The organism is Salmonella sp. NW645, from assembly GCF_051703725.1.
Classification (GTDB): domain Bacteria; phylum Pseudomonadota; class Gammaproteobacteria; order Enterobacterales; family Enterobacteriaceae; genus Salmonella; species Salmonella enterica.
This window is the reverse complement of sequence record NZ_JAMMKR010000010.1, coordinates 69,038-92,073: the sequence shown is the minus strand read 5'-3', so window position 1 is coordinate 92,073 and position 23,036 is coordinate 69,038. Positions and strand designations below refer to the sequence as shown.

Below are 23,036 nucleotides of genomic sequence, written 5' to 3'. Positions count from 1 at the left end.
AAAGGTTCAGAATTGGATAAATTTTCCTCCATCCGGGAGGAGTTGTAACAGAATACCATAATGTTGGTGTGTGTGTTCTTATATGGTTAAAAGAAAGTGAACAATATACTGTCTGAAGAAGTCCTAAATGTGACTGATTTCACAACCTCACGCCAGTTGACTCTCTGGAAACGCGAGGATTTGCAGTCCCCCCAACTTGATGATGTTGCCGAGGAAGTGCCTGTGGCACTGGTGTATAACGGTATTTCGCATGTCGTTATGATGGCCTCTCCAAAAGATCTGACGCATTTTGCAATGGGGTTTTCTCTGTCGGAAGGGATCATTGACAGCCCGCGTGAAATCTATGGCATGGACGTTGTACCGTCCTGTAACGGACTTGAAGTGCAGATTGATCTTTCCAGCCGTCGATTTATGGGGCTGAAAGCGCGTCGTCGCGCGCTGGCCGGACGCACCGGTTGCGGCGTGTGTGGCGTGGAACAGCTCAATGACATCGGTAAGCCGGTGCAACCCCTGCCGTTTAGCCAAACGTTTAATCTCGGTAACCTTGATCGCGCGTTAAAACATCTGAATGATTTTCAACCGACGGGTAAGCTGACGGGTTGTACGCACGCTGCGGCGTGGGTCTTGCCGTCGGGTGAACTGGCGGGGGGCCATGAAGATGTCGGACGCCACGTTGCGCTGGATAAACTGCTCGGCCGCCGCGCCACGGAGGGTGAGGAATGGCGGCAAGGCGCGGCGCTGGTTTCCAGTCGCGCGAGTTACGAAATGGTGCAGAAGTCGGCGATGTGCGGTGTGGAAATTTTGTTTGCGGTTTCTGCTGCCACCACGCTCGCGGTTGACGTCGCTGAACGGTGTAATCTTACGCTGGTGGGGTTCTGTAAGCCGGGTCGGGCGACGATTTATACCCATCCGCAGCGGTTAATCGCAGACTAAAATAGTACCCTCTACATTTGCGTAAAATATATATTATTAATTTAATATATATTTTATGTAGAATGATGGTGTATGAAATATATATTTTCTGGATTTTACAGCCTCTCTTAATAACGGAATGACGTATAGTGGCGAGGCCATATTTTCGTTAAAATAAGAGAACCCCAATGTAAATATACAAAAGGCAATTAAATGAAAAGGAATTTATTATCCTCAGCGATAATCATTGCGCTAATGACCCTGGGCGCAACAGGATGTGATGACAATAATGTTAAAACCGAGGCGACGCCGGCCGCCAGCAGTCAGCCTGCGACGCCAGCGCCTTCTCAGACGCCGGAAACGCAATCTGACGAAAGTCCAGCGCAGCCCTCAGCAGCGAAGCCAGAAACGGCAACTCAGCCCCCGGCGGCGAAGCCAGAAACGCCAGCTCAGCCGGAGGTTGACGCTGAAGAAGTTTATAGTGAAAAAATGGATGTCTATATCGATTGTTTTAATAAACTTCAATTGCCCGTTCAGCACAGTCTGGCGCGTTACGCGGATTGGGTGAAAGACTTTAAAAAAGGTCCGACAGGGAAAGAGAGCCTGGTTTATGGCATTTATGGTATTACGGAGTCTTACATAACGAATTGCCAGAAAGAGATGAAACAGGTGGCCGCCTTAACGCCATTGCTTGAGCCTATTGATGGCGTTGCCGTTAGCTATATTGATAGCGCCGCCGCGCTGGGTAATACCATTAACGAAATGGAAAAATATTATACCCAGGAAAACTATAAAGATGATGCCTTTGCTAAAGGTAAGGCGCTGCATCAGACATTACTGAAGAATATTGAGGATTTTAAACCCGTCTCGGAAAAATATCATGAGGCTATTCAGGAAATAAATGACAAACGGCAATTGACACAGTTGAAGAAAATAGAAGAATCGGAAGGTAAAACATTTAACTATTATTCTCTGGCTGTCATGATTTCGGCAAAGCAGATCAACAAGGTTATTTCTGCCGATACCTTTGATGCCGAAGCGATGATGAAAAAAGTCGCGGAACTGGAAACAATGATTGCGCAATTGAAACAGTCGGATACTGATGGACGGAATTTTCCTTTCGTTAATTCTGCGGCGGATTATCAGCTAAAAGCTAAAAAATATATTCGTCGCATCAGGGACAATGTTCAGTATTCTGATTTTGAAAAGAAACGGGTGCAGGACCCTGCAACAGGATGGATGGTTGCGGATTCTTATCCGGCGTCGTTGAGAAGTTATAACGAGATGGTGGATGATTATAATCGCCTGCGTTGAGTGACGGCACATTAACTGTGTGCAGGCTGGCGCAAGCGCCTATAAAATTACGCTATAACGCCAATAAAAAGCGCCGATCAGGCGCTTTTTTCGTTCATGTGTTCTTCGTCAGGCAATATCCGTAAAAATAGCTGACGTAACATTAACTAAGGAGAGTTATTAGGAAAACCAGTAATCTGAAGCTATCACAAGATGTTGACGTCACGCTGGAAGACACTGGTAGTGTAATTGAGGATCGGCATTTATATGGAAAGCATTTATCCCGCCTGATGCGAAAATTCTGGGCCTCTTCAGCATAGGGCGGCCCAGCCTTCATCACTTATAGGGTGTCACGCCCAACTGTTCTGTAAGACGTTAATTAATACCCGCCAGCCGCAGCAGTGCGGTCACCAGCGCGGCGGCGATAATCACCACAATAAGCGGCATTTTACGCCAGGCTAAAAATACGGCGAAGCCAACCCCAAGAACGCGCGCCATTCCGGCAAAATGTTCGCCTTCGTAAAAGGTGGTCGCCAGCGCGACGGAGAATAGCAGCACCGTTGCCGCATCCGAGAGCAGAGCCTGTGAGCGCTCAGACAGCGCCAGACGGCTGCCAAGTTTCGCGCCGCCGAGGCGCATCAAATAGGTTCCCGCAGATAAAAGAGCAATACCGATAATAAATAGCGTCATATTGCCCATTATTTTTTCCTCGCCAGTAGGCCAAGCAGCGAAAGCAACACCGGCAATCCGGCAGCCACAAAGGGAACGGCGGCAAGCGACAGCGCGGCGCCGCTGCAACCACGAATCAATGTGGTGCGGTTTTTAAACGCCGGGATCACCAGCGCCAGTAAGATTGCCGGGAATACGGCATCCAGACCAATGGTTTCTGGGGCCGGGAGCAGTTTGCCGACACCTGCGCCAATCAGTGTGCCAATCGGCCAGAATAGGGCGACGCCCAGACCGCATAGCCAGTAGGCGGCTTTACGTTGTTCGGGTGTTTTTTGCGACAGGCCGAACACCACGCTCTCATCATTCATGATATGGCAGCCGAAAAAGCTGGCGGCGCGGGTGCCAACCAAATCGCGCACCGTTACGCCAAACGGCACGTGGCGCGCATTCACCAGTAGTCCTGCCGCCGCCGCCGCTAACGGATTGCCGCCGCTGGCAACAATGCCGATAAACATAAATTCGGACGCGCCCGCCAGCACAAAAATAGAGAGGACAAACGGCACCCACAGTGGGAAACCGTAGGCCATCGCCAGTGAGCCATAGGACATGCCGACGACGCCCACGGCCAGGCACACTAAAAATATCGCTTTTATCGTGTCTCCCTTGAGACAGGAAAAATAGTGTTTCATCTTCTTTAGTCATATCGAACGAATTTTCATTATAATGAACGGAACAGATTTGCTTTACAAGACGAACATTTCGTTCGTTATAGTGAACGTTGGATGCTTTATGACACAACCTATTAGCGTCATTGCCAGAAGCCTGGTACGCGAACGCCAGCGAACCGGACTGTCGCTGGCGGAGATTGCGCGGCGCGCAGGCATCGCTAAATCTACGCTTTCACAACTGGAAGCAGGGAACGGCAACCCCAGCCTGGAGACGTTATGGTCGCTATGCGTCGCGCTCGACATTCCCTTTGCCAGGCTGCTGGAGCCGCAGGTACAAAAAACGCAGGTGATTCGCCGCGGAGAAGGAACCAAAGTCGTGGCGGAGCAGGCGCATTATCAGGCGATATTGCTGGCGGCGTGTCCGCCCGGCGCGCGGCGTGATATCTATCTGCTGTTGACGCAGCCGGGGGCCGACCGGATCTCTCACCCGCATCCGCCGGGGTCGGTGGAACATATTATTGTTACGCAGGGAAAAGCCCTCGTCGGCTTAACCGAGGCGCCGGAAGAGCTGGCGGAGGGCGATTACATTTGTTATCCCGGCGACCAGGCGCATATCTTTAAAGCGCTGGAACCGGATACTCAGGCTATCCTGGTAGCGGAGCAGAATTGAAATTGCCGGATGGCGGCGTAACCGCCTTATCCGGCCGACAAAAAATAAAACCGTAGGCCCGGTAAGCTTGCGCCACCGGGCACACGACTTACTGCAGATAGAACACCTCTTTTAGCTCTGCGCTGACCGGGCTGTTATCCGGATTCGCGGGCATAACGTCACGCATATGTTTCCACCAACGCTGGCAAACGTCGGTGCTGGCAACGGCGTTCCAGCGTTCCTCGGATTCAATCTCAACGGTGGCGAACAGCAGATTGCGCTCCTGATCGAGATAAATCGCGTAGTGATGCGCGCCGTGAGATTTTAATACGGCTTCCAGCTCCGGCCAGATTGGGTTATGACGACGCTGATACTCCTCGTGCGCGTCGGCATTTACCTGCATCACAAAGGCTTTGCGGATCATAACGCCTCCAGGTACAGCTCGCGAACTTCATCGCGGCTGGCGGTGCGCGGGTTACACGGCGCGCACGGGTCGGCGAGGGCTTTATCCAGCCAGCCTTCGATATCTTCTTTTGTGACGCCCAACGTGCTGAAACCGTCTGGAATGCCGACGCGTTTGCTCAGCGTACGGATAGCGTTAATCGCTTCCTGACTTGCGGCTTCGTCAGACATACCGCGCGTCTCCACGCCCATCGCCTGTGCGATGCGGGCAAAACGCGCGACGGCGTTCGGACGGTTAAAGTTCTCGACAATTGGCAGCAGGATAGCGTTGCAGACGCCGTGCGGCAGATTGTGGGTTGCGCCCGGCTGGTGCGCCAGCGCGTGAACCAGCCCCAAACCGGCGCTGTTGAACGCCATACCTGCCAGGTACTGGCCGAATGCCATTTGCTCACGGGCTTCGAGGTTATGGCCATCGTCAACCGCTTTCGGTAGCCACAAATTGATTAAGCGAATCGCTTCCAGCGCGTTAGCGTCGGTGAGCGGATGCGCGCCAACGGAGACATAGGCTTCCACCGCATGGGTCAGGGCATCCATGCCGGTTGCGGCGGTCACAGACGCCGGGATTTCCAGCATGACGCTGGCGTCATCCACGGCAATATCCGGGATGATATTCGGGTCGATGATCACCTCTTTGACCTTACGGGCAGAGTCGATAATCACCGCGTTGCTGGTCATCTCTGCCGCGGTACCTGCCGTAGTATTAATCGCTACCAGCGGTACGCCGGCGTTTTTCACTTTGCCGACGCCGGAGTAGGCGGTAGATGGACCTGGGTTGGCGGTCAGAATTTTCACCGCTTTAGCGGTATCGATCGGGCTGCCGCCGCCGAAGGCGATAATGTAGTCACATTCTGCGCTCTGATACGCCGCAAAACCTTTCTGCACCAGCTCTTCTGTCGGGTTTGGGAACACCTCATCAAACAGGTGGTAAGACATTTGATGTTCATCCAGTGCGCTAAACAGGCTATCCAGCAGGCCCAGCTTTACCAGTTGACCATCGGTAACGATCAGCGCTTTGCCCCATTGCTTATTCGCCACGAGGTTCACCATATCGGCAATCGCTCCAGCGCCATGCAGGCTAATTTTTGGCAGTGCCAACATAAAGCTCATCACTATTCTCCTTAAAAAGATTCCCTGTTGCCCGATGGCGCTACGCTTATCGGGCCTACGGTAAAATGCGCACCGACCTGTAGGCCGGATAAGGCAAGCTGCATCCGGCGTTGAGTTGGGAGGTATCAGTACAGCGCTACGGCGCTGGCCAGCGGTGTCACGCCAAAACGTTTGCCGAGTGCGACCAGTTCTTCGCGCGTGATGGTCTGCTTCATACCGCCCATCGAATAGATTTTGACTAATACCTCAGCGGATTTCTCTGCGGTATCTATCAAACCGAAGGTTTCATCCAGCGTAGGTCCGCTTCCGAACACGCCGTGGAACGGCCACAGTACCAGCGAATGTTTCTGCATTTCTTGCGCGGTGGCCTGGCCGATTTCATCGGTGCCTGGCACCATCCACGGCAGAATGCCGACACCGTCCGGGAATACCACCAGGCATTCGGTGCTGCCTTCCCACAGTTTGCGGGTGATCAGCGCAGTGTTGTTTTCCAGTACGTAGGTGAGGGCGATCAGGTTAGTCGCATGGCAATGCATAATGACGCGGTCTTTGCCGTGGGTGGCTTTGATGCGTTCGCAGTGGGAGAGGAAATGCGCCGGGAGTTCAGAGGTGGGGACCGCGTCGTGGGTTAAGCCCCACAGAATGTGGTAGCCTGCGCCGTCGCTGTCGATTTTGACCACGCCTAAATTAGCTGCCGGATCGAGCTGCACGTTGCGGAAGAATTTGCCGGAACCGGTAACGATAAACGGCGTATTCGCCAGCAGCGGCATGGGTTGACTTAGCGCGATATAGCGTGGTTTTTCGTGGAAATTAGCCGCAAAAGGCGCGATGTCTGCTTCATCCAGACGCAGCGTCAGGTTACCGCCATTACGTTCGTCCCACCCTTTCAGCCACGCATCAGAAGTGGCTTTAATCATGCCCTGGACAAACCAGGAATCGGTAATATTTTGCATGTTCGTGTTCCCATTCATTGCCCGAAGGTTATTCGGGTCTTACGTAGGCCGGATAAGCGCAGTGCCATCCGGCAATCGTGTTTCATTTATTGCCGGATGGTGACGCGGGCGTCTTATCCGGCCTACAGATCAGGTGTCGCTGTCAGCTACGTTTGCTCAGGATCTCTTTTTCATAGACGCGAACGCTGTCCAGCCACTGGCTGCCAGCCGGCGTGCCGTGACGCTGGCAATACATTTCCCAGACGGCCTGCCACGGCAGAGATTTCTGCTCTTCCAGCAGCGCCAGACGCGCGGTGTAATCGCCGCTGGCTTCAAGCTGACGCAGTTGATCTGTGGGTTCCAGCAGAGCGCGCAGCAGCGCTTTTTTCATGTTGCGGGTACCGATAACCCACGCGGCGACACGGTTGATAGAGGCGTCGAAGAAATCCAGGCCGATATGCACACGGTCGAACAGGTTATGACGGACGATCTCGCTGGCAATTGCCTGGGTTTCATCGTCCAGGAGCACCACGTGGTCGCTATCCCAGCGTACCGGGCGGCTGACGTGCAGCAGCAGCCGTGGCACGTAGAGCATGGCGGCGGAAATTTTGTCGGAAATCACTTCAGTGGGATGGAAGTGGCCCGCATCCAGGCACAGCGCGGTCTGACGGCTGGTGGCGTAGCCCATGTAGAACTCATTGGAGCCGACGGTGTAGCTTTCCGCGCCGATGCCAAACAGTTTGCTTTCGACGGCGTCGATGTGGTGCGCCGGGTCGAATTTCTCGCTAATGACCTCATCCAGCGCTTCCAGCAGGCGCTGGCGCGGGGCTAAACGGTCGACGGTAATGTCTTTCATGCCGTCCGGGATCCAGATGTTCATCACCGACGGCGTACCGAGCTGCTCACCAAAGTATGCCGAGACGCGGCGGCTGGCCTTGCAGTGATCGATCCAGAACTGGCGAATTTTCGCGTCTGGATGAGAGAGGGTAAAACCGTCAGCGCTCAGTGGATGAGAAAAACAGGTGGGGTTGAAATCCAGCCCCAGCCGGTTCGCTTTCGCCCACTCCACCCAGTTTTTAAAATGCTCCGGTTTGATCTGGTCGCGGGCAACCGGCGTATCCGACTCAAGGTAGATAGCGTGCAGGTTCAGCCGTTTTGGGCCTGGGATCAGGCGCAGCGCCTGTTCCAGATCGGCGCGCAGTTCGGTGGCGTTACGCGCTTTGCCCGGATAGTTGCCGGTTGACTGAATTCCGCCCGTCAGCGAACCTTCCGGGTTCTCGAATCCGGCAACATCGTCGCCCTGCCAGCAGTGCATGGAAACCGGCAGGCGATCGAGCTGGCGCAGCGCCTCCTCGACATCAATACCTACTGCGGCGAAACGTTGTTTTGCCAGTTCCCAGGCTTGTTCCAGTTGAGTGGTCATGCGCAAAGCTCCTTTGTCTGTCGTTTGGGTTGAAACTGCGCAACGTGGCGGGCAATTTCACTATCAGGATTAGGGATATAGGTTGTCAGGTCGTAGTTAGCGCTGACGACCTGACGGAAGTCATCGACGTTGTTTAATTCGTCGAGGGTCATAAGCTGAATACCAATATTGCCAAGGGTGGAGGCTTCAACCGGCCCGGCCATCACGCGAATACCACATGCATCGGCGCACAACTGGTTGAGTAGCGCGTTTTGGCATCCGCCGCCGACAATATGCAGTTGGGTAAATTTTTCGCCGCGCAGATTTGCCAGTTCGTGCAGAATGTCGGCATACAACAGCGCCAGACTGTCGAAAATGCAGCGCGCCAGTTCGGCATCGCTGACGGGAACGGGCTGGTCGGTCTCGCGACAGGCGGCCTGGATTTCAGCGCGCATATCGTCAGGATTGATAAAGCGATCGTCATTCGGGTTAATCAGGAAACGGCAGGCCGGCAGCGCTTCTGTTTGGGCGATAAGCGCAGGCAGATCGGTAATGCGCCGTTCTTTCAGCACACGCTGGAGCAGCCACAAACCCATAATGTTTTTCAGTACCCGATAACGCCCTTCCGCGCCGCCTTCGTTGGTGATATTGGCAGCCAGCGCGTTGTCGGTGGTGTAGGGCATTTTGCTTTCAAAACCCATCAACGACCAGGTGCCTGAAGACAGGTAAGCGCTATGTTTATTTGCCAGCGGAGAGGCAATAACGGCGCTGGCGGTATCGTGGCTGGCGACGGCTACCACCGGAATACGGTTGCCCTGCGGGCAAATCCAGTCGCCGATAACATTGCCAGGGTGCGAGGGGCGACCGAACCAGCCCTTTTTCGCGCCAGTCCACGCCAGCAGGGTATCGTCCCAGTCATCGGTATTGATATTGACCAATTGGGTGGTCGTGGCGTTGGTGTATTCCCAGTTCATTTCACCGGTCAGGCGGTAGCTGAAATAATCGGGCATCAGCAGCGCATGAGCGACCTGCGCCGTTAACTCAGGCTGTTGTTTCGTCAGCGCGCGTAGCTGATAGATGGTGTTAAACGGCAGAAACTGAATCCCGCTGCGGCGATAGATTTCGCTTTTGCCGATCTGGACCAGCGCTTGCGACATGATGCCCGTGGTACGGTTATCGCGGTAGGAGACCGGCAGGCCGACACGCTGACCTTGTTTATCCAGCAGGACATAATCGACGCCCCAGGTGTCGATGCCGATGCTGTCGATAAGAATGCCTTCATTGCAGACTTTCTTCAGACCAAGACGGATATCCTTTTCCAGACTGTCGATGTCCCAGGTGTCAAACCCGTCTGTTTTTTGTAGGCAGTTCACAAAACGGTGAATTTCACGTAGCGTCAGGGTACGGTGTTTGCTGTCGTAACGCGCCAGCATCACGCGCCCGCTGGATGCGCCGAGATCAACCGCGACACAATGGCGAAAAGTCATAATCAGGTCCTTCTTAGAGTCATTGCGCACAGTCTAAAAAAGCCCTCAAAGACCTACCTTCTCGTTACTGACAGGAAAATGAGCCGCTGGCAACAAGGCAAAGATGAACGTGATAGCGTTCACAGTTTCTACTAATAGGCCGGTGTGATGTCGTCCGCATTTCCCGCTTTTTCCCGCCTTTTCTTGAAAAAAAGACCATGTTTGCGCGCTTTAGCGTCAAAAATTTAAGGTGAGGCCGATAGCCCTTAATTACTATTCGGACATGTTGAATTCAGGAGGAAGCAACCATGACCGTACTGCATAGCGTGGATTTTTTTCCATCAGGTAAAGCGCCCGTGGCGATTGAACCCCGTCTGCCGCAAGCCGCTTTCCCTGAACATCATCATGATTTTCATGAAATCGTGATTGTGGAACACGGTACGGGCATTCATGTATTCAACGGGCAGCCGTATACCATCAGCGGCGGTACCGTGTGTTTTGTTCGCGATCACGACCGGCATTTATATGAACATACCGACAACCTATGCCTGACGAATGTACTGTGGCGTTCACCGGACGCCTTCCAGTTCCTAGCGGGGTTGGATCAATTGCTGCCGCAGGAGCAGGATGGTTACTATCCTTCGCACTGGCGGGTGAATCAGAGCGCGTTGCAGCAGGTGCGCCAGTTGGTCGGTCTGATGGAGCGCGCCGGAGACGGCATGGATGCGCCTGCCGTGGCGAATCGCGAAATTTTGTTTATGCAACTACTGGTGTTGTTACGCCGCAGTAGCCTGATGGAAGGCGCGACCAATAACGACGCCAAACTCAACCAACTGATGGCATGGCTGGAAGACCATTTTGCGGAGGAGGTCTGCTGGGAGGCGGTAGCTGAACAGTTTTCGCTGTCGCTACGCACGCTGCATCGTCAGCTTAAACAGCATACCGGGCTGACGCCGCAACGTTACCTTAATCGCCTGCGTTTGATCAAAGCCCGGCATTTATTACGCCATAGCGATCATAGCGTGACAGAAATCGCGTACCGCTGCGGTTTTGGCGACAGTAACCACTTTTCGACTCTGTTTCGCCGAGAATTTAACTGGTCGCCGCGGGATATCCGTCAGGGACGCGATGCGATAATCCAGTAACGCGAACGCTATCAACGTTTTCGTCGCCAATATGCTGATAATTATACCCTTTAATACCGGATGGCGTCTGCGCCTTACCTGGCCTACGGCGGCGAGCGGTAGACAGAATAAGCGTAGCGCCATCCGGCAAGCATTCAACATGAGGTGCTGCGGTGGCAAATCAGTTAATCCTTTTGAAAAAAGATTTTTTTACTGATGAGCAGCAGGCCGTTACGGTTGCCGATCGCTATCCACAGGATGTTTTTGCGGAACATACGCATGAGTTTTGTGAACTGGTGATGGTCTGGCGGGGCAATGGCCTACACGTTCTTAATGAGCGCCCATACAGAATTACCCGCGGCGATCTGTTTTACATTCGTGCTGAAGACAAACACTCCTATACCTCCGTTAACGATCTGGTGCTGCAAAATATCATTTACTGCCCGGAGCGTTTGAAACTCAATGTAAACTGGCAGGCGATGATTCCCGGCTTTCAGGGAGCGCAGTGGCATCCTCACTGGCGGCTGGGCAGTATGGGAATGAATCAGGCGCGGCAGGTCATTAACCAGCTTGAACATGAGAGTAATGGGCGCGATCCGCTGGCGAATGAGATGGCGGAATTGCTGTTTGGTCAACTGGTGATGACGTTAAAACGGCATCGCTACGCGACCGACGATCTTCCGGCAACCTCCAGAGAAACCCTGTTGGATAAATTAATTACCGCTTTGGCTAATAGCCTTGAGCGTCCCTTTGCGCTGGATGCGTTTTGCCAGCAGGAACAATGCAGCGAACGGGTGCTGCGGCAGCAGTTTCGCGCCCAAACCGGGATGACGATTAATCAATATTTACGCCAGGTCCGTATTTGCCACGCGCAGTATCTGCTTCAGCATAGCCCGCTGATGATTAGTGAGATTTCGATGCAGTGCGGTTTTGAAGATAGTAATTATTTTTCAGTGGTGTTCACGCGGGAAACCGGGATGACGCCGAGCCAATGGCGCCATCTCAGTAATCAAAGCGATTAACTGGCCATGCCTAAACCGACAATATTCGCCGCGATAATAATTACCACGCAGCCGAGGCTTAATACGGCAACGGGACGGCGGCCAGCATTTTTCCACTCTTTTAGCACCAGACCGACAAGCCCCCCGCACAGCACATAGAAGCTCATGTGCAGCATCCAGCTCATGTAGTCATATTGCGCTGGAATGCGCGCGTGACCCCAGGCATAGAAAAAGAACTGTAAATACCACATCAGACCGCCAAGCGCGGACAGCAGAATATTGCTGATAATCAACGGTCTTGCCAGCGAGAAGTCGGCTTTTATCGACAGATTTTGCACTTTTGCCAGGCGGATAAAACAGAAACCGAGGTTCACCAGCGCGCCGCCGCCCATAATCACCACGTAACTCGGCAGCGCGACATAGAGCGGGTCAACGCCAAGCGCGGCAGCAGCTTCATGCATCGGTTTCGCGGCGTTCATGGCAAAAGACATCCCTGCCGAGAAAATACCGCACATCACTGCCAGCAGAAGCCCTTTCTTCAGATTGAACTCCTCCGCTTTAATGCCCATTTTGCGTTCTTTTAACTGTCCGGCGCGCGTCACAATCCCGACGCCGATCAGCGCGACAAAAACGCCAAGTAGCGTCATGCGTCCCCCTTCGGTATGGATTAACACATCGAAGTTACCGTTGATGATAGGCGTCATCAGCGTGCCGACGATAAGCGTAATGCCGATAGCGATGCCGATACCCATCGACATCCCGAGATAACGCATGGTCAGACCGTAGTTAATATTGCCGATGCCCCACATGGCGCCGAACAGAAAAACCGGTAAAAGGGTGGAGAGGTTAAACTGTCCATAATAGGCCCAGAAATCAGGCAGTAACAGAGCGCTAATTGTCCACGGCAGAATAAGCCAGGAGACGATGCCGCCCACTGACCACATGGTTTCCCATGACCACTGTTTCACTTGCTTGAACGGAGCATAGAAGCAGGCTGCACTGGCCGCCCCTATCAAATGCCAGAAAATACCCATCGTAATCGCGTTACTCATGACATGTTCCTCATTATTTTTTATGGACGGGATACCCCTTCCGTTTGCATGAGTTTAAAAATTACGTAGCCTGGTAACCTTATAACGATTGCCGCCGTTGGGTGTATTCTGGCAATCAGCACGTTAATGAAGTGATTAACTTCACGTTTTAAAAAAGTCGGAGCGCATCATGACCGTCTGGATGTTATTTAAATCAGTGGGTAATATTGGTTTTCTAAAATACCTTCATCATAACGACACGAAACGACTTAGCTGGCAGCAATGCAAAGAAAACGCTGCGTGAGATCACATAATGGGAATAGTCTGACTTACCGTTTGATAAAAGGGTAGTTATACAGTAATTATTTAGTTGTTTTATTTGTATTTACAATTTAAATATATTGAAATTAACGTTAGGAATCAATGAAATATAAATATAGGGAAATCCCTATATTGGCTTTGTTGATGGTGTTTTGATTTTTATGTTATATGGCGAATATAAATTTCATTTATTTTATTTTGCTTTTTGAACATTATCCCAATTTTAAATTAAAGATCTTTGCCTATATTGTCGCCATTCACATTGCGTATTATGGTTGTAACGGCCTGACATAAAACAACGTTTTAATTTTAAATTAAATGGATTCTGTTATGAGAAAATCTCTTTTCTTACTATTACCTCTTGTTGTAACAAATGCGCATGCAGTATATGTCGATGTTCGTCATGAATATCTTGACGACAGTAAAGCTAACTATGACCGTGCGTATATTTCTCATCGGTTTGCGAATGGTTTTGGTTTTGCGATAGAAGCTATCTCAAAATCAGGCGGGGATGACACCAATAAAGCGTTTAATGACCTGGAAACACAGGGCAACGAATATACGATAAGCTACCAATTTAAAACCGGTGATGTCGCCTGGCAACCGGGTTTTGTGCTGGAAACCGGCAATGGTTACTCTACCTATAAGCCTTACTTCCGCGCGACGTGGACATTAAATGAAAGCTGGTGGGTTGGCGCGCGCTATCGTTTTGAATATGTACGCCGTTCTTCTGATATCCGTGATGATGATACCATCAATCGTATGGATGTCTGGGCGGGTTATAAATGGAACAATTTTGACTGGACAATCGAAGGAATTTATAAGAAAGCCGATAAATATGATCTTTACGATGGCGGCAAAGATAATTATGAATATAACTTCAGAACTGCCTATATTATTGACCAATGGTCGCCATTCGTTGAGGTAGGTAATGTTTCCGTCAATAGCAACAGCGATGAAAGACAAACCCGTTTCCGCGTGGGTATAGGCTACACATTCTAATCATTATCCCTGTTTATTATTTATTCCCTTTTCCGGCTACTTTATAGGTAGCCGGTTTTTTTTACCTGGTGATGACCTGCGGATAATTATTATCGTGCGTTGGCCGGATAAGACGCGAATCGCCATCCGGCAACGAGATGTGCAGGAAACTATGCGCTTACATGATGCCCAGTAGACGGGGTAAGAACAGTGTGATTTCCGGAATGTAGGTAATTAATAACAGAACGCCGATAATCGCGCCGTAAAAAGGCAGCAACGGTTTAATCACTTCCTCAACTTTGACCTTACCGACGCTCGCCCCGACATATAAACCACTGCCAACTGGCGGCGTAATAGTGCCAATCGCCAGGTTATAGATCATGATAATGCCGAAATGCACCGGATCGACGCCCAGTTTAGCCATGATCGGCAGCAGAATCGGGGTAAAAATCAGAATGGCCGGACCGATATCCATAAATGCGCCGATAATCAACAAAAAGACGGTAATGACTAACAGGATAACCAGTTTATTGGCGGAAATACCGAGGATCATATCGCTCAGCGCCGCAGGAATATTGGTGATCGACATCGAGAAGGACATCGCCGAAGAGGTTGCCAGCAGGAACATGATGACCCCGGTCATTACCACTGTCTGGAGCAAAATCGAAGGCAAATCCTTAATTTTCAGCGTGCGGTAAAACACCATCGTCAGCAATAACGTATACACCACAGCAATCGCGGAGGCTTCAATGGCGGTGAAAATCCCCTGCACAATGCCGCCGACAATAATCACGATCAGCAGCAGGCTGGGAATGGCCTCAACGGCAACTTTTAGCGCCATGCCTTTTTGGACGGTGAAGAAAACCCGATAATTTCGACGCTTAGCGACCACCAGCGTGACCAGCATACAGCCAACGCCCCACAGCACTCCCGCGACCAGACCGCCAGCGAACAGAGCGGCAATCGATGTTCCCCCGCTTGCCAGCGCATAAAGGATAAAAGCCGTGGTGGGTGGAATTAACATTCCCGTCGGCGCGGAGGCGATATTCACCGCGGCCGCAAAGCCGCGATCGTAACCTTCGCGCGCGCTCATCGGCACCATCACGCCGCCGATAGAGGTTGAGGCGGCAATTGCCGATCCAGAAATTGCACCGAACATCATATTGCCGACGATGTTGGTGTAAGAGAGCGAGCCGGGCAGTTTGCCAGTAAACAGTTTGGCAAAATTGACCAGTCGGGCGGCAATTCCCCCGCTATTCATGATCACCCCGGACAAAACGAAGAACGGCACGGCCAGCAAGGCAAAACTGTCCAGGCTGGAGAACATTTTTTGCGCGGTGGCGAACATCGAAATATCGAAAGGCAGTACCAGCATCATGGTGCTGAAAGAGGCGATAACGATGCAGATCCCGATAGGCGCGCCCATGGCCAGTAAAACAACAAAGACGGCAATTAGCGTACAGGACGCAAAAATAGGGTCAATCATGTGATTTCTCCAGAGTGTGCTCAGTGGTATCCGTGGCGGAATGGATAGCTTTCAGGGCGTCAACGATATTTAGCAGCCCATAGAGGATGATCAGTACGCCCGCGCAGGGGAGCGCGTAATAAATTTTCCCCATCGGAATGCCCAGCGCAGGGGAGATTTGCAGCATAGAAATCGCAGAAATCTTTAAGCCGCCGATAATCAATACCCAAATGGAAAATGCGATAAAAATGACCTGCAGGATAATATCCCACCAGCCGCGAATCGTCGGCGACACCTTATCCAGTAAGAGAGTCAGGCTAATATGCTGTTTCTGACCGGCGACAAAAGCCATGCCCAGCATTGATACCCACACCAGGAGAAATCGCAGCATCTCTTCGGTAAGGGTGCTGGGAACGCCCAGAATGTAGCGGCTCACCACCTGCCAGCAGGCGATGCCAACCATTATCGCCAGCACCAGGCAACAGATAGCGCCCAGCAATAAATCAAGTCCTTTTCTGAATGTGTTCATCTTAATTTCCTGATTAGATTAATTTTTTGCTGTCTGGATACGTTGATACAGCCCGTAAAGCCGCGGTTTGTTTTTCAGACCGTCGTAAATAGGCTGTACTGCCTTCTGGAAGGGTTTTTTGTCGATCTCGTAGAATTCAACGTTGAAATCTTTTACCGCCGCCAGCCTGGTTTTCTCTATTTCCTTGTCCCATGCGGCTTTCTCAAATTCGATCGACGCCTTGATGGCGGCTTCGACGATGCGCTGCTGTTCCGGCGTCAGCTTTTCCAGCGTGAGGGTACTCATTAGCAGGATATCGGGAATGCGGGTGTGCATATCGTAGGTGTAATAACGGGCGACTTCGCCGTGGCGGGCGATGGTGAGAGCGAACTCATTGTTTTCCGCGCCGTCGAGAATGCCTTGTTGTAACGAGGTATAGACCTCCGCCTGGCTCATGGCGATGGGCGAAGCGCCCAGCAGTTTGAGAGTTTGGATCGCCGTCTCACTCTGCATGACGCGGATCTTCTTCCCGCGTAAATCCTCAATGCGTTTAACCGGCGCTTTGCTCATATAAAAATTACGCGCGCCGGAATCATACCAGCCTACGCCGACAAACCCCTGTGCGGCGGTGGACTGATAAACAGGCTCCATCACCTGTGGGTTATCCATTACGCGGTAGTATTCATCGACGGTGGCAAACAGGTAGGGAAGTGAGAACACGCCGTACTCAGGCGAAAAACTCTCCATCAGCCCGGACGACACTTTAGTGATGTCGACGACGCCGACCTGCGTCAACTCCACCAGTTCGCGTTCGCCGCCAAGCTGTCCGTCCGGGAAGTACTGTACTTTGATATCGCCGCCCGTTTTCTCTTCAACTTGCTGCCCCAGGAAGTGCAACGCATCTTTTACCGGCTGGCTATTTTCAGCGTAGGCCAGGCGCAAAATGGTTTCGCCGTGGGAGAAGAAAGAGAGTGTGGAGAGTAAGGCCAACGTAGCCAGACGTATAAAACCAGGTTGCTTCATAATTCCCTCGCAATTGTAATAATTTACCGGGAATGTAATTGCATGGTGAAATTATAACCTTCTTGATTTTGCCACCGATGACAAAATTTGGCACCAAAAGAAAGATTTTGAAACCCTGTTTCACATTTCATGATTTCCAGGAATTCATCAACAGGCGGTTTCGGTTGGAGGCGTAAAAAACGGTTTTTTTCAGCGGATGCCGTAACGTTTATAACCCTGGAAAAAGTACGGCATTGATAATCATTTTCAATATCATTTAATTAACTATAATGAACCAACTGCTTACGCGGCGTTAACACTGTGCCGCTCGACAATAATGGAGATGATTATGAGTTATACACTGCCATCCCTGCCGTACGCTTATGATGCACTGGAACCGCACTTCGATAAGCAGACGATGGAGATTCACCACACCAAACACCATCAAACCTATGTCAACAACGCTAACGCGGCGCTGGAAAACCTGCCTGAGTTTGCTGACCTGCCGGTTGAAGAACTGATTACTAAACTGGACCAGGTGCCAGCGGACAAAAAAACCGTGCTGCGTAACAACGCCGGCGGCCACGCTAACCACAGCCTGTTCTGGAAAGGGCTGAAAAAAGGCACCACTCTGCAGGGCGACCTGAAAGCGGCTATCGAGCGTGACTTCGGTTCCGTTGACAACTTCAAAGCTGAATTCGAAAAAGCAGCAGCAACCCGTTTCGGCTCCGGCTGGGCGTGGCTGGTGCTGAAAGGCGACAAACTGGCTGTGGTTTCTACCGCAAACCAGGATTCCCCGCTGATGGGTGAAGCCATTTCCGGCGCTTCCGGCTTCCCGATCCTGGGTCTGGACGTGTGGGAACACGCTTACTATCTGAAATTCCAAAACCGCCGCCCGGACTACATCAAAGAGTTCTGGAACGTGGTGAACTGGGACGAAGCAGCAGCGCGTTTCGCCGCTAAAAAATAATTTGCATTGCTCGTCTGTAGAAGCGAGTCTGATGACTCGCTTTTTTTGTATCCGCGTAAGGAGCAGCAGATGCATTATCCGGTTGACGTGTTTATTGGCAAAATTCGTGACTATGACGGCAGCCGCCCGAGCGCTATCGCCAAGGTGCAAATCGACGGCGAACTTATGCTGACCGAGCTGGGTCTGGCAGGCGATCAGCAGGCCGAAAAGAAAATCCACGGCGGCCCCGACCGCGCGCTATGCCATTACCCCCGTGAACACTATGCTGATTGGATTCGCCAGTTCCCCGAGCAGGCGACGCTGTTTTGCGCCCCGGCGTTTGGCGAGAATCTGTCGACGGACGGAATGACCGAACACAACGTGTTTATTGGCGATATCTACCGCTGGGGCGAGGCGTTGATCCAGGTCACTCAGCCGCGCTCTCCATGCTTTAAACTTAATTTCCACTTTGCCATCAGCGACATGGCCCTCCTTATGCAGAGCAGCGGAAAAACCGGCTGGCTGTATCGGGTCATTGCGCCAGGTAAGGTCTCCAGCGATGCGCCGCTGGAACTGGCGTCGCGTCTGAGCGATGTCTCGGTTCATGAAGCGGGTGTTATCGCCTGGTCTATGCCGTTTGATGACGAACAATATCATCGGCTGCTGAGCGCCGCCGGGCTGTCGGCGAGCTGGAGCCGCACCATGCAGAAGCGTCGTTTGAGCGGCAAAATTGAAGATAGCGCCAGACGACTGTGGGGTGATAAAACTCCGCCAAAATGAAAGGAAGGGTTATGACTGAAGCTGAAAATGCGGTGGCGATCGTAAAAGAATTTTTGGTGGCCTCGATGATTCCCGATGCTGAACGCGCCGCAACGTATATGCACCCGGAGGTGAAAATTACCTTCACCGGAGGCCGGGTGATGGCGGGCGCGGCAGATATCGCGCAGTTTAACGGCGCTCGCTACAAGTGGGTGAAGAAGGCGCTGGGCGAGTTTGATGCGGTGCAGCATGATGATTACGTTGTGATTTATTCCAACGGTACGTTGTATGGCGAATGGCCCGACGGTCGCCCGTTTGCCGATAACCGCTTTATCGACCGCTTCGAAGTGCGCGATGGCAAAATTACCCGGATGGACGTGTGGAACGACAGCGCCGAGTGGATTTTAGCGCCGGAAATCTCCCGGTAAATCTTGACGGCGAGATAAAAAATCGGCCTGCATTCGCAGGCCGATGGTTTTTAGGTTCGCTTGTACAGCGGTAGCCACAGCGTGAGCCGCAACCCACCCAGCGGGCTATCGTCAGCCTTAACCCAGCCGCGGTGCTGCTGCATGGCGCTTTCGACAATCGCCAGACCCAGGCCAGTACCACCGGATTCACGGTCGCGCGCCTCATCAGTGCGATAGAACGGACGGAAGATCTGCTCGCGGTCTTCAGGGCTGACGCCCGGCCCGTCGTCATCGACCGTGATCGTAATACCGTCTTTATCCACCGAGAAGCCGACTTCAATCTTCGTATGTGAATAGCGCAGCGCATTACGAACAATATTTTCCAGCGCGCTTTCCAGCGCGTTTGGGTTGCCATAGAGCGGCCACGGCCCCGGCGGATAATTTACCGTTAGCGACTTGCCCATCTGTTCGGCTTCAAAGGCGGCGTTATCCAGCACTTCGCCCCATAGCTGATTGGCTTTCATCGTTTCGCTGACCAGCGCGTTTTTCTGTTGGTTACGCGACATCACCAGCAGGTCATTGATCATGCTGTCCAGACGCTGCGCTTCGGTTTCAATACGCTCCAGCTCTTTGCTTTCGCCGCCACGACGACGCAGCAGCGCGGTACCCAGTTGCAGGCGCGTAAGGGGCGTTCGCAGCTCATGGGAGATATCTGACAGCAAACGCTGCTGCGAGGTCATCATCCGTTCCAGCGCCGTCACCATCTGGTTAAAACTGGCGCCAGCGGCGAGGAACTCCTGCGGACCCGCCTCCAGCTCCGGATGCTGACGCAGGTTGCCTTGCGCCACTTCATCAGCCGCGTTTTTCAACTTACGCGCCGGTTTCGCCAGACTCCATGCCAGCCATAGCAAGAGCGGCGAACTGACCAGCATCGTGACAATGAGCAACAGGAGCGGGCGGTCAAACAGCAGATTAATAAAATCGGATTGCGAACTGCTGGCCGGTCGAATCAGGTAAAGCTGGTAATTATCCTCTCCGTCGCGAACGGAGAACGGCCCCACCATCTCTACGCGGCCATATTTTTTCTTCTGCGGATGATCGGCGTTATCCGCCTGACCAATGAAGTTACGAATGATCTGCATTTCGCTGCGTTCAGCGCCGATCACGCGTCCTTCAGAGGTCACCAGTAATAACCGCTGTCCAGGCGGCGCCCACTTATCGATCGCGCGGAACAGGCGACGCCACCACATCAGGTCGTTGGGTGGATCGTTCGCAAGTTCAGCTTCTACATGTTGCTCTATCATCAATCCCTGGCGCTGCTCGCTGTCCAGCAGCTCGGTCATCTGGCGTGAATCGAGCTTGGGCAACATCAGGACCAGCATTAGCACCAGCGCCAGCGTCAACCAGAAGATGGCGAAGATGCGCGCGGTTAAACTTCCTATCATGAAGCGGAAACCATCAGATAGCCGCGACCACGCAATGTTTTAAACCACGGGTGACCGTCTTTGCGTTCCGGCAGTTTGCGGCGCAGGTTAGAAATATGCATATCAATAGCGCGATCGAACGGCGTCAGGCGCTTGCCCAGCACTTCCTGACTTAAATGTTCACGGGAAACCACCTGGCCGAGGTGTTGCGCCAGCAAATAGAGCAGGGTGAACTCCGTACCGGTCAGCTCCAGCGTTTGGCCATCGAAACTGGCTTCCTGGCGGCCCGGATTAAGGCTTAGCGCATCGACTTCCAGCGTCGGCGAGCCGTTGTCGCTGCTCTGCTGCTGTTCGCTCCAGTGGGAACGGCGCAAAATAGCCCTGATGCGCGCTACCAGCTCGCGGTCGTTAAACGGTTTGGGCAAATAGTCGTCCGCGCCCAGCTCAAGGCCGAGAACGCGATCCAGCTCGCTGCCGCGCGCGGTCAGCATAATGACAGGCGTCTGGTGTGTCTGGCGAAGCGCTTTCAACGTATCGATACCGTTTTTCTTCGGCATCATGACGTCAAGCAAAAGTAAATCGATGCTGTCATCCAAAAGCTCAAGCGCCTGCTCGCCGTCGTGGGCCACCAGGACATTAAAACCTTCCATTTCGAGGAGCTCTTTTAACAGGGAAGTCAGCTCTCGGTCATCATCAACTAACAGGATTTTATTCATTGTTTACGTACCTCCGAGGCAGAAATTACGTCATCAGGCGTCGCTAATCCATGACTTTACGTTGTTTTACACCCCCTGACGCATGTTTGCAGCCCGAATCGTAAACTGTCTCTCGTTGAATCGCGACAGAAAAGATTTTGGGAGCAAGCGATGCGCAAAGTTACCGCTGCTGTTATGGCCTCAACGCTGGCATTCAGTTTTTTAAGCCACGCAGCTGAAGTTGTTACAAGCGATAACTGGCACCCCGGTGACGGGGCCACGCAGCGTAGCGCGCAAAATCATATGTTTGACGGCATAAGTTTAACCGAACATCAGCGTCAGCAGATGCGAGATCTTATGCAACAGGCAAGGCACGAACAGCCTCCTGTTAATGTTAGCGAAATGGAGACAATGCATCGGCTTGTCACCGCAGAAAAATTTGATGAAAGCGCTGTGCGCGCTCAGGCAGAAAAAATGGCGCAAGAGCAGGTCGCCCGCCAGGTCGAAATGGCCCGCGTGCGTAACCAGATGTATCGCCTGTTAACGCCGGAGCAGCAAGCGGTTTTGAATGAAAAGCATCAGCAACGAATGGAGCAACTGCGCGACGTGGCGCAATGGCAAAAAAGTTCATCGTTGAAATTATTGAGTAGTAGCAACTCACGTTCCCAGTAACAACCCTGTTTTCCTTGCCATAGACACCATCCCTGTCTTCCCCCACATGATGTGGGGGTTTTTTTTATCTCCAGTTTGTCATTCTGTTATTAGCTTACTGTTTTAAACCATCCGTTATACTACCGGCAGAAGATAGCGGGAGTATTTATGAATCAAACCTATGGACGGCTGGTTAGCCGGGCGGCTATCGCGGCAACAGCGATGGCATCAGTGTTACTTTTGATCAAAATTTTTGCGTGGTGGTATACGGGATCGGTGAGTATTCTGGCGGCGTTGGTGGACTCGCTGGTGGATATTGCCGCGTCATTGACGAATTTGTTGGTCGTGCGTTATTCGCTGCAACCCGCAGATGATGAACATACGTTTGGTCACGGTAAAGCGGAGTCGCTGGCGGCACTGGCGCAAAGTATGTTTATTTCCGGTTCGGCGTTGTTTCTGTTTTTGACCAGTATCCAGAATCTGATTAAGCCGACGCCAATGAACGACCCCGGCGTGGGGATTGGCGTTACCGTCATCGCTCTGATATGCACTATTATACTGGTCACGTTTCAGCGCTGGGTGGTACGCAAGACCCAAAGTCAGGCGGTACGGGCGGATATGCTTCATTATCAGTCTGATGTTATGATGAACGGAGCGATTCTTATCGCGCTTGGATTATCCTGGTACGGTTGGCATCGTGCGGATGCTCTGTTTGCGTTAGGTATCGGCATCTATATTTTGTATAGCGCGTTGCGTATGGGGTATGAGGCGGTGCAGTCATTATTGGATCGCGCGCTGCCCGATACGGAACGACAGGAAATTATTGATATCGTGACGTCATGGCCGGGAGTCAGCGGCGCGCACGATCTCCGCACGCGGCAGTCAGGGCCGACCCGCTTTATTCAGATTCATTTGGAAATGGAAGATAATCTGCCGCTCGTTCAGGCGCATTTAGTGGCTGAACAGGTAGAGCAGGCGATTTTGCGGCGTTTTCCGGGTTCAGATGTCATTATTCATCAGGATCCCTGTTCAGTCGTCCCCACGGAAGGCAAGAAGTTTGAGCTTGTATAATTGATTGTTAAAAAGTGAGCCAGGCCAGCATTTTGTGTATAAATTACCGCCATTTGGCCTGACCTGAATCAATTCAGCAGGAAGGGA

Annotated in this window: 24 protein-coding genes; 11 read left to right on the top strand and 13 right to left on the bottom strand. The window is 52.2% G+C overall.

Annotated elements, in window-relative coordinates:
• Nucleotides 1-96: 96 nt before the first annotated feature.
• Nucleotides 97-933: a formate dehydrogenase accessory sulfurtransferase FdhD gene (fdhD, locus tag NA389_RS19385; protein ID WP_001059742.1), complete on the top strand. Its 837-nt coding sequence runs from the start codon at nucleotides 97-99 to the stop codon at nucleotides 931-933.
• Between the two features lie 192 nt (nucleotides 934-1,125).
• Nucleotides 1,126-2,226: a YiiG family protein gene (locus NA389_RS19380; RefSeq protein ID WP_000828036.1), complete on the top strand. Its 1,101-nt coding sequence runs from the start codon at nucleotides 1,126-1,128 to the stop codon at nucleotides 2,224-2,226.
• A 354-nt stretch (nucleotides 2,227-2,580) separates the two neighbouring features.
• On the opposite strand, the gene NA389_RS19375 is transcribed toward NA389_RS19380, so the two are convergent.
• Nucleotides 2,581-2,904 carry an AzlD domain-containing protein gene (locus tag NA389_RS19375; RefSeq protein ID WP_000527675.1) on the bottom strand — a complete coding sequence of 108 codons (324 nt, stop codon included), beginning with the start codon at nucleotides 2,902-2,904 and terminating at the stop codon, nucleotides 2,581-2,583.
• Nucleotides 2,904-3,563: an AzlC family ABC transporter permease gene (locus NA389_RS19370; RefSeq protein WP_000683586.1), complete on the bottom strand. Its 660-nt coding sequence runs from the start codon at nucleotides 3,561-3,563 to the stop codon at nucleotides 2,904-2,906. Before NA389_RS19370 ends, NA389_RS19375 begins: the two co-directional genes overlap by 1 nt.
• 100 nt (nucleotides 3,564-3,663) lie before the next feature.
• On the opposite strand from NA389_RS19370, the gene NA389_RS19365 reads away from it, so the two are divergent.
• Nucleotides 3,664-4,212: a helix-turn-helix domain-containing protein gene (locus NA389_RS19365; RefSeq protein ID WP_001517951.1), complete on the top strand. Its 549-nt coding sequence runs from the start codon at nucleotides 3,664-3,666 to the stop codon at nucleotides 4,210-4,212.
• An 88-nt stretch (nucleotides 4,213-4,300) separates the two neighbouring features.
• Here the strand turns inward: NA389_RS19365 and rhaM are convergent, their stop codons facing one another.
• The 5 genes from rhaM to rhaB form a co-directional block, all read right to left on the bottom strand.
• Nucleotides 4,301-4,615, bottom strand: a complete 315-nt coding sequence (rhaM, locus tag NA389_RS19360; protein ID WP_000619478.1) for an L-rhamnose mutarotase — start codon at nucleotides 4,613-4,615, stop codon at nucleotides 4,301-4,303.
• On the bottom strand, nucleotides 4,612-5,760 hold the full coding sequence (gene fucO, locus NA389_RS19355) for a lactaldehyde reductase (RefSeq protein WP_000009247.1): 1,149 nt from the start codon (nucleotides 5,758-5,760) through the stop codon (nucleotides 4,612-4,614). Before fucO ends, rhaM begins: the two co-directional genes overlap by 4 nt.
• A gap of 125 nt (nucleotides 5,761-5,885) precedes the next feature.
• On the bottom strand, nucleotides 5,886-6,713 hold the full coding sequence (gene rhaD / locus NA389_RS19350) for a rhamnulose-1-phosphate aldolase (RefSeq protein ID WP_001179685.1): 828 nt from the start codon (nucleotides 6,711-6,713) through the stop codon (nucleotides 5,886-5,888).
• Between the two features lie 142 nt (nucleotides 6,714-6,855).
• Nucleotides 6,856-8,115 (bottom strand): L-rhamnose isomerase, encoded by a 1,260-nt coding sequence (gene rhaA / locus NA389_RS19345; RefSeq protein WP_000211474.1) that lies wholly within the window; start codon nucleotides 8,113-8,115, stop codon nucleotides 6,856-6,858.
• Nucleotides 8,112-9,581 (bottom strand): rhamnulokinase, encoded by a 1,470-nt coding sequence (gene rhaB, locus NA389_RS19340; RefSeq protein ID WP_000143974.1) that lies wholly within the window; start codon nucleotides 9,579-9,581, stop codon nucleotides 8,112-8,114. Before rhaB ends, rhaA begins: the two co-directional genes overlap by 4 nt.
• A gap of 287 nt (nucleotides 9,582-9,868) precedes the next feature.
• Here rhaB and rhaS point away from each other — a divergent pair, with 287 nt between their 5' ends.
• Nucleotides 9,869-10,705, top strand: a complete 837-nt coding sequence (rhaS, locus tag NA389_RS19335; protein ID WP_000217108.1) for an HTH-type transcriptional activator RhaS — start codon at nucleotides 9,869-9,871, stop codon at nucleotides 10,703-10,705.
• A 152-nt stretch (nucleotides 10,706-10,857) separates the two neighbouring features.
• The gene (gene rhaR, locus NA389_RS19330; RefSeq protein WP_000013292.1) at nucleotides 10,858-11,706 is read left to right on the top strand and encodes an HTH-type transcriptional activator RhaR; all 849 of its coding nucleotides are present in this window, start codon (nucleotides 10,858-10,860) and stop codon (nucleotides 11,704-11,706) included.
• On the opposite strand, the gene rhaT is transcribed toward rhaR, so the two are convergent.
• Nucleotides 11,703-12,737 (bottom strand): L-rhamnose/proton symporter RhaT, encoded by a 1,035-nt coding sequence (gene rhaT, locus NA389_RS19325; RefSeq protein ID WP_000063541.1) that lies wholly within the window; start codon nucleotides 12,735-12,737, stop codon nucleotides 11,703-11,705. The genes rhaR and rhaT overlap by 4 nt on opposite strands.
• 618 nt (nucleotides 12,738-13,355) lie before the next feature.
• Between rhaT and NA389_RS19320 the strand changes: the two genes are divergently transcribed.
• The gene (locus NA389_RS19320) at nucleotides 13,356-14,039 is read left to right on the top strand and encodes an oligogalacturonate-specific porin KdgM family protein (protein WP_000378716.1); all 684 of its coding nucleotides are present in this window, start codon (nucleotides 13,356-13,358) and stop codon (nucleotides 14,037-14,039) included.
• 157 nt (nucleotides 14,040-14,196) lie between these two features.
• On the opposite strand, the gene NA389_RS19315 is transcribed toward NA389_RS19320, so the two are convergent.
• The 3 genes from NA389_RS19315 to NA389_RS19305 are packed head-to-tail and all read right to left on the bottom strand — an operon-like array spanning nucleotide 14,197 to nucleotide 17,014.
• Nucleotides 14,197-15,504, bottom strand: a complete 1,308-nt coding sequence (locus NA389_RS19315) for a TRAP transporter large permease (RefSeq protein ID WP_000566800.1) — start codon at nucleotides 15,502-15,504, stop codon at nucleotides 14,197-14,199.
• Nucleotides 15,497-16,012 carry a TRAP transporter small permease gene (locus NA389_RS19310; RefSeq protein ID WP_001091413.1) on the bottom strand — a complete coding sequence of 172 codons (516 nt, stop codon included), beginning with the start codon at nucleotides 16,010-16,012 and terminating at the stop codon, nucleotides 15,497-15,499. Before NA389_RS19310 ends, NA389_RS19315 begins: the two co-directional genes overlap by 8 nt.
• Nucleotides 16,013-16,030: 18 nt before the next feature.
• Nucleotides 16,031-17,014, bottom strand: coding sequence for a TRAP transporter substrate-binding protein (locus tag NA389_RS19305; protein ID WP_000812816.1), 984 nt, complete (start codon nucleotides 17,012-17,014; stop codon nucleotides 16,031-16,033).
• Nucleotides 17,015-17,342: 328 nt separating this feature from the next.
• On the opposite strand from NA389_RS19305, the gene sodA reads away from it, so the two are divergent.
• The 3 genes from sodA to NA389_RS19290 all read left to right on the top strand — a co-directional run bounded on the left by sodA (nucleotide 17,343) and on the right by NA389_RS19290 (nucleotide 19,129).
• The gene (gene sodA, locus NA389_RS19300; protein WP_000122632.1) at nucleotides 17,343-17,963 is read left to right on the top strand and encodes a superoxide dismutase [Mn]; all 621 of its coding nucleotides are present in this window, start codon (nucleotides 17,343-17,345) and stop codon (nucleotides 17,961-17,963) included.
• 69 nt (nucleotides 17,964-18,032) lie between these two features.
• Nucleotides 18,033-18,722, top strand: coding sequence for a 6-hydroxyaminopurine reductase (gene yiiM / locus NA389_RS19295; RefSeq protein WP_000559226.1), 690 nt, complete (start codon nucleotides 18,033-18,035; stop codon nucleotides 18,720-18,722).
• Between the two features lie 11 nt (nucleotides 18,723-18,733).
• Nucleotides 18,734-19,129 (top strand): nuclear transport factor 2 family protein, encoded by a 396-nt coding sequence (locus NA389_RS19290; protein ID WP_000133447.1) that lies wholly within the window; start codon nucleotides 18,734-18,736, stop codon nucleotides 19,127-19,129.
• Nucleotides 19,130-19,179: 50 nt separating this feature from the next.
• Here the strand turns inward: NA389_RS19290 and cpxA are convergent, their stop codons facing one another.
• Together cpxA and cpxR are read right to left on the bottom strand one after the other, a co-directional pair.
• Nucleotides 19,180-20,553: an envelope stress sensor histidine kinase CpxA gene (gene cpxA, locus NA389_RS19285; RefSeq protein ID WP_000580402.1), complete on the bottom strand. Its 1,374-nt coding sequence runs from the start codon at nucleotides 20,551-20,553 to the stop codon at nucleotides 19,180-19,182.
• A complete protein-coding gene (cpxR, locus tag NA389_RS19280; protein ID WP_001033731.1) occupies nucleotides 20,550-21,248 on the bottom strand; it encodes an envelope stress response regulator transcription factor CpxR in 699 nt (232 codons plus the stop codon). Before cpxR ends, cpxA begins: the two co-directional genes overlap by 4 nt.
• A gap of 150 nt (nucleotides 21,249-21,398) precedes the next feature.
• Between cpxR and cpxP the strand changes: the two genes are divergently transcribed.
• Both cpxP and fieF read left to right on the top strand, forming a co-directional pair.
• Nucleotides 21,399-21,899, top strand: coding sequence for a cell-envelope stress modulator CpxP (gene cpxP / locus NA389_RS19275; protein WP_001233463.1), 501 nt, complete (start codon nucleotides 21,399-21,401; stop codon nucleotides 21,897-21,899).
• Nucleotides 21,900-22,046: 147 nt separating this feature from the next.
• Nucleotides 22,047-22,949: a CDF family cation-efflux transporter FieF gene (gene fieF / locus NA389_RS19270; RefSeq protein ID WP_001077326.1), complete on the top strand. Its 903-nt coding sequence runs from the start codon at nucleotides 22,047-22,049 to the stop codon at nucleotides 22,947-22,949.
• Nucleotides 22,950-23,036 lie beyond the last annotated feature (87 nt).

Coding starts and splice junctions, on each gene's coding strand:
- NA389_RS19310 (WP_001091413.1), bottom strand. CDS start 16,012: ATGAACACATTCAGAAAAGGACTTGATTTATTGCTGGGCGCTATCTGT.
- NA389_RS19370 (WP_000683586.1), bottom strand. CDS start 3,563: ATGAAACACTATTTTTCCTGTCTCAAGGGAGACACGATAAAAGCGATA.
- sodA (WP_000122632.1), top strand. CDS start 17,343: ATGAGTTATACACTGCCATCCCTGCCGTACGCTTATGATGCACTGGAA.
- NA389_RS19290 (WP_000133447.1), top strand. CDS start 18,734: ATGACTGAAGCTGAAAATGCGGTGGCGATCGTAAAAGAATTTTTGGTG.
- yiiM (WP_000559226.1), top strand. CDS start 18,033: ATGCATTATCCGGTTGACGTGTTTATTGGCAAAATTCGTGACTATGAC.
- NA389_RS19365 (WP_001517951.1), top strand. CDS start 3,664: ATGACACAACCTATTAGCGTCATTGCCAGAAGCCTGGTACGCGAACGC.
- rhaM (WP_000619478.1), bottom strand. CDS start 4,615: ATGATCCGCAAAGCCTTTGTGATGCAGGTAAATGCCGACGCGCACGAG.
- NA389_RS19315 (WP_000566800.1), bottom strand. CDS start 15,504: ATGATTGACCCTATTTTTGCGTCCTGTACGCTAATTGCCGTCTTTGTT.
- NA389_RS19305 (WP_000812816.1), bottom strand. CDS start 17,014: ATGAAGCAACCTGGTTTTATACGTCTGGCTACGTTGGCCTTACTCTCC.
- NA389_RS19375 (WP_000527675.1), bottom strand. CDS start 2,904: ATGGGCAATATGACGCTATTTATTATCGGTATTGCTCTTTTATCTGCG.
- cpxR (WP_001033731.1), bottom strand. CDS start 21,248: ATGAATAAAATCCTGTTAGTTGATGATGACCGAGAGCTGACTTCCCTG.
- rhaD (WP_001179685.1), bottom strand. CDS start 6,713: ATGCAAAATATTACCGATTCCTGGTTTGTCCAGGGCATGATTAAAGCC.
- rhaT (WP_000063541.1), bottom strand. CDS start 12,737: ATGAGTAACGCGATTACGATGGGTATTTTCTGGCATTTGATAGGGGCG.
- rhaS (WP_000217108.1), top strand. CDS start 9,869: ATGACCGTACTGCATAGCGTGGATTTTTTTCCATCAGGTAAAGCGCCC.
- NA389_RS19380 (WP_000828036.1), top strand. CDS start 1,126: ATGAAAAGGAATTTATTATCCTCAGCGATAATCATTGCGCTAATGACC.
- rhaA (WP_000211474.1), bottom strand. CDS start 8,115: ATGACCACTCAACTGGAACAAGCCTGGGAACTGGCAAAACAACGTTTC.
- cpxA (WP_000580402.1), bottom strand. CDS start 20,553: ATGATAGGAAGTTTAACCGCGCGCATCTTCGCCATCTTCTGGTTGACG.
- fieF (WP_001077326.1), top strand. CDS start 22,047: ATGAATCAAACCTATGGACGGCTGGTTAGCCGGGCGGCTATCGCGGCA.
- fucO (WP_000009247.1), bottom strand. CDS start 5,760: ATGAGCTTTATGTTGGCACTGCCAAAAATTAGCCTGCATGGCGCTGGA.
- NA389_RS19320 (WP_000378716.1), top strand. CDS start 13,356: ATGGATTCTGTTATGAGAAAATCTCTTTTCTTACTATTACCTCTTGTT.
- rhaB (WP_000143974.1), bottom strand. CDS start 9,581: ATGACTTTTCGCCATTGTGTCGCGGTTGATCTCGGCGCATCCAGCGGG.
- cpxP (WP_001233463.1), top strand. CDS start 21,399: ATGCGCAAAGTTACCGCTGCTGTTATGGCCTCAACGCTGGCATTCAGT.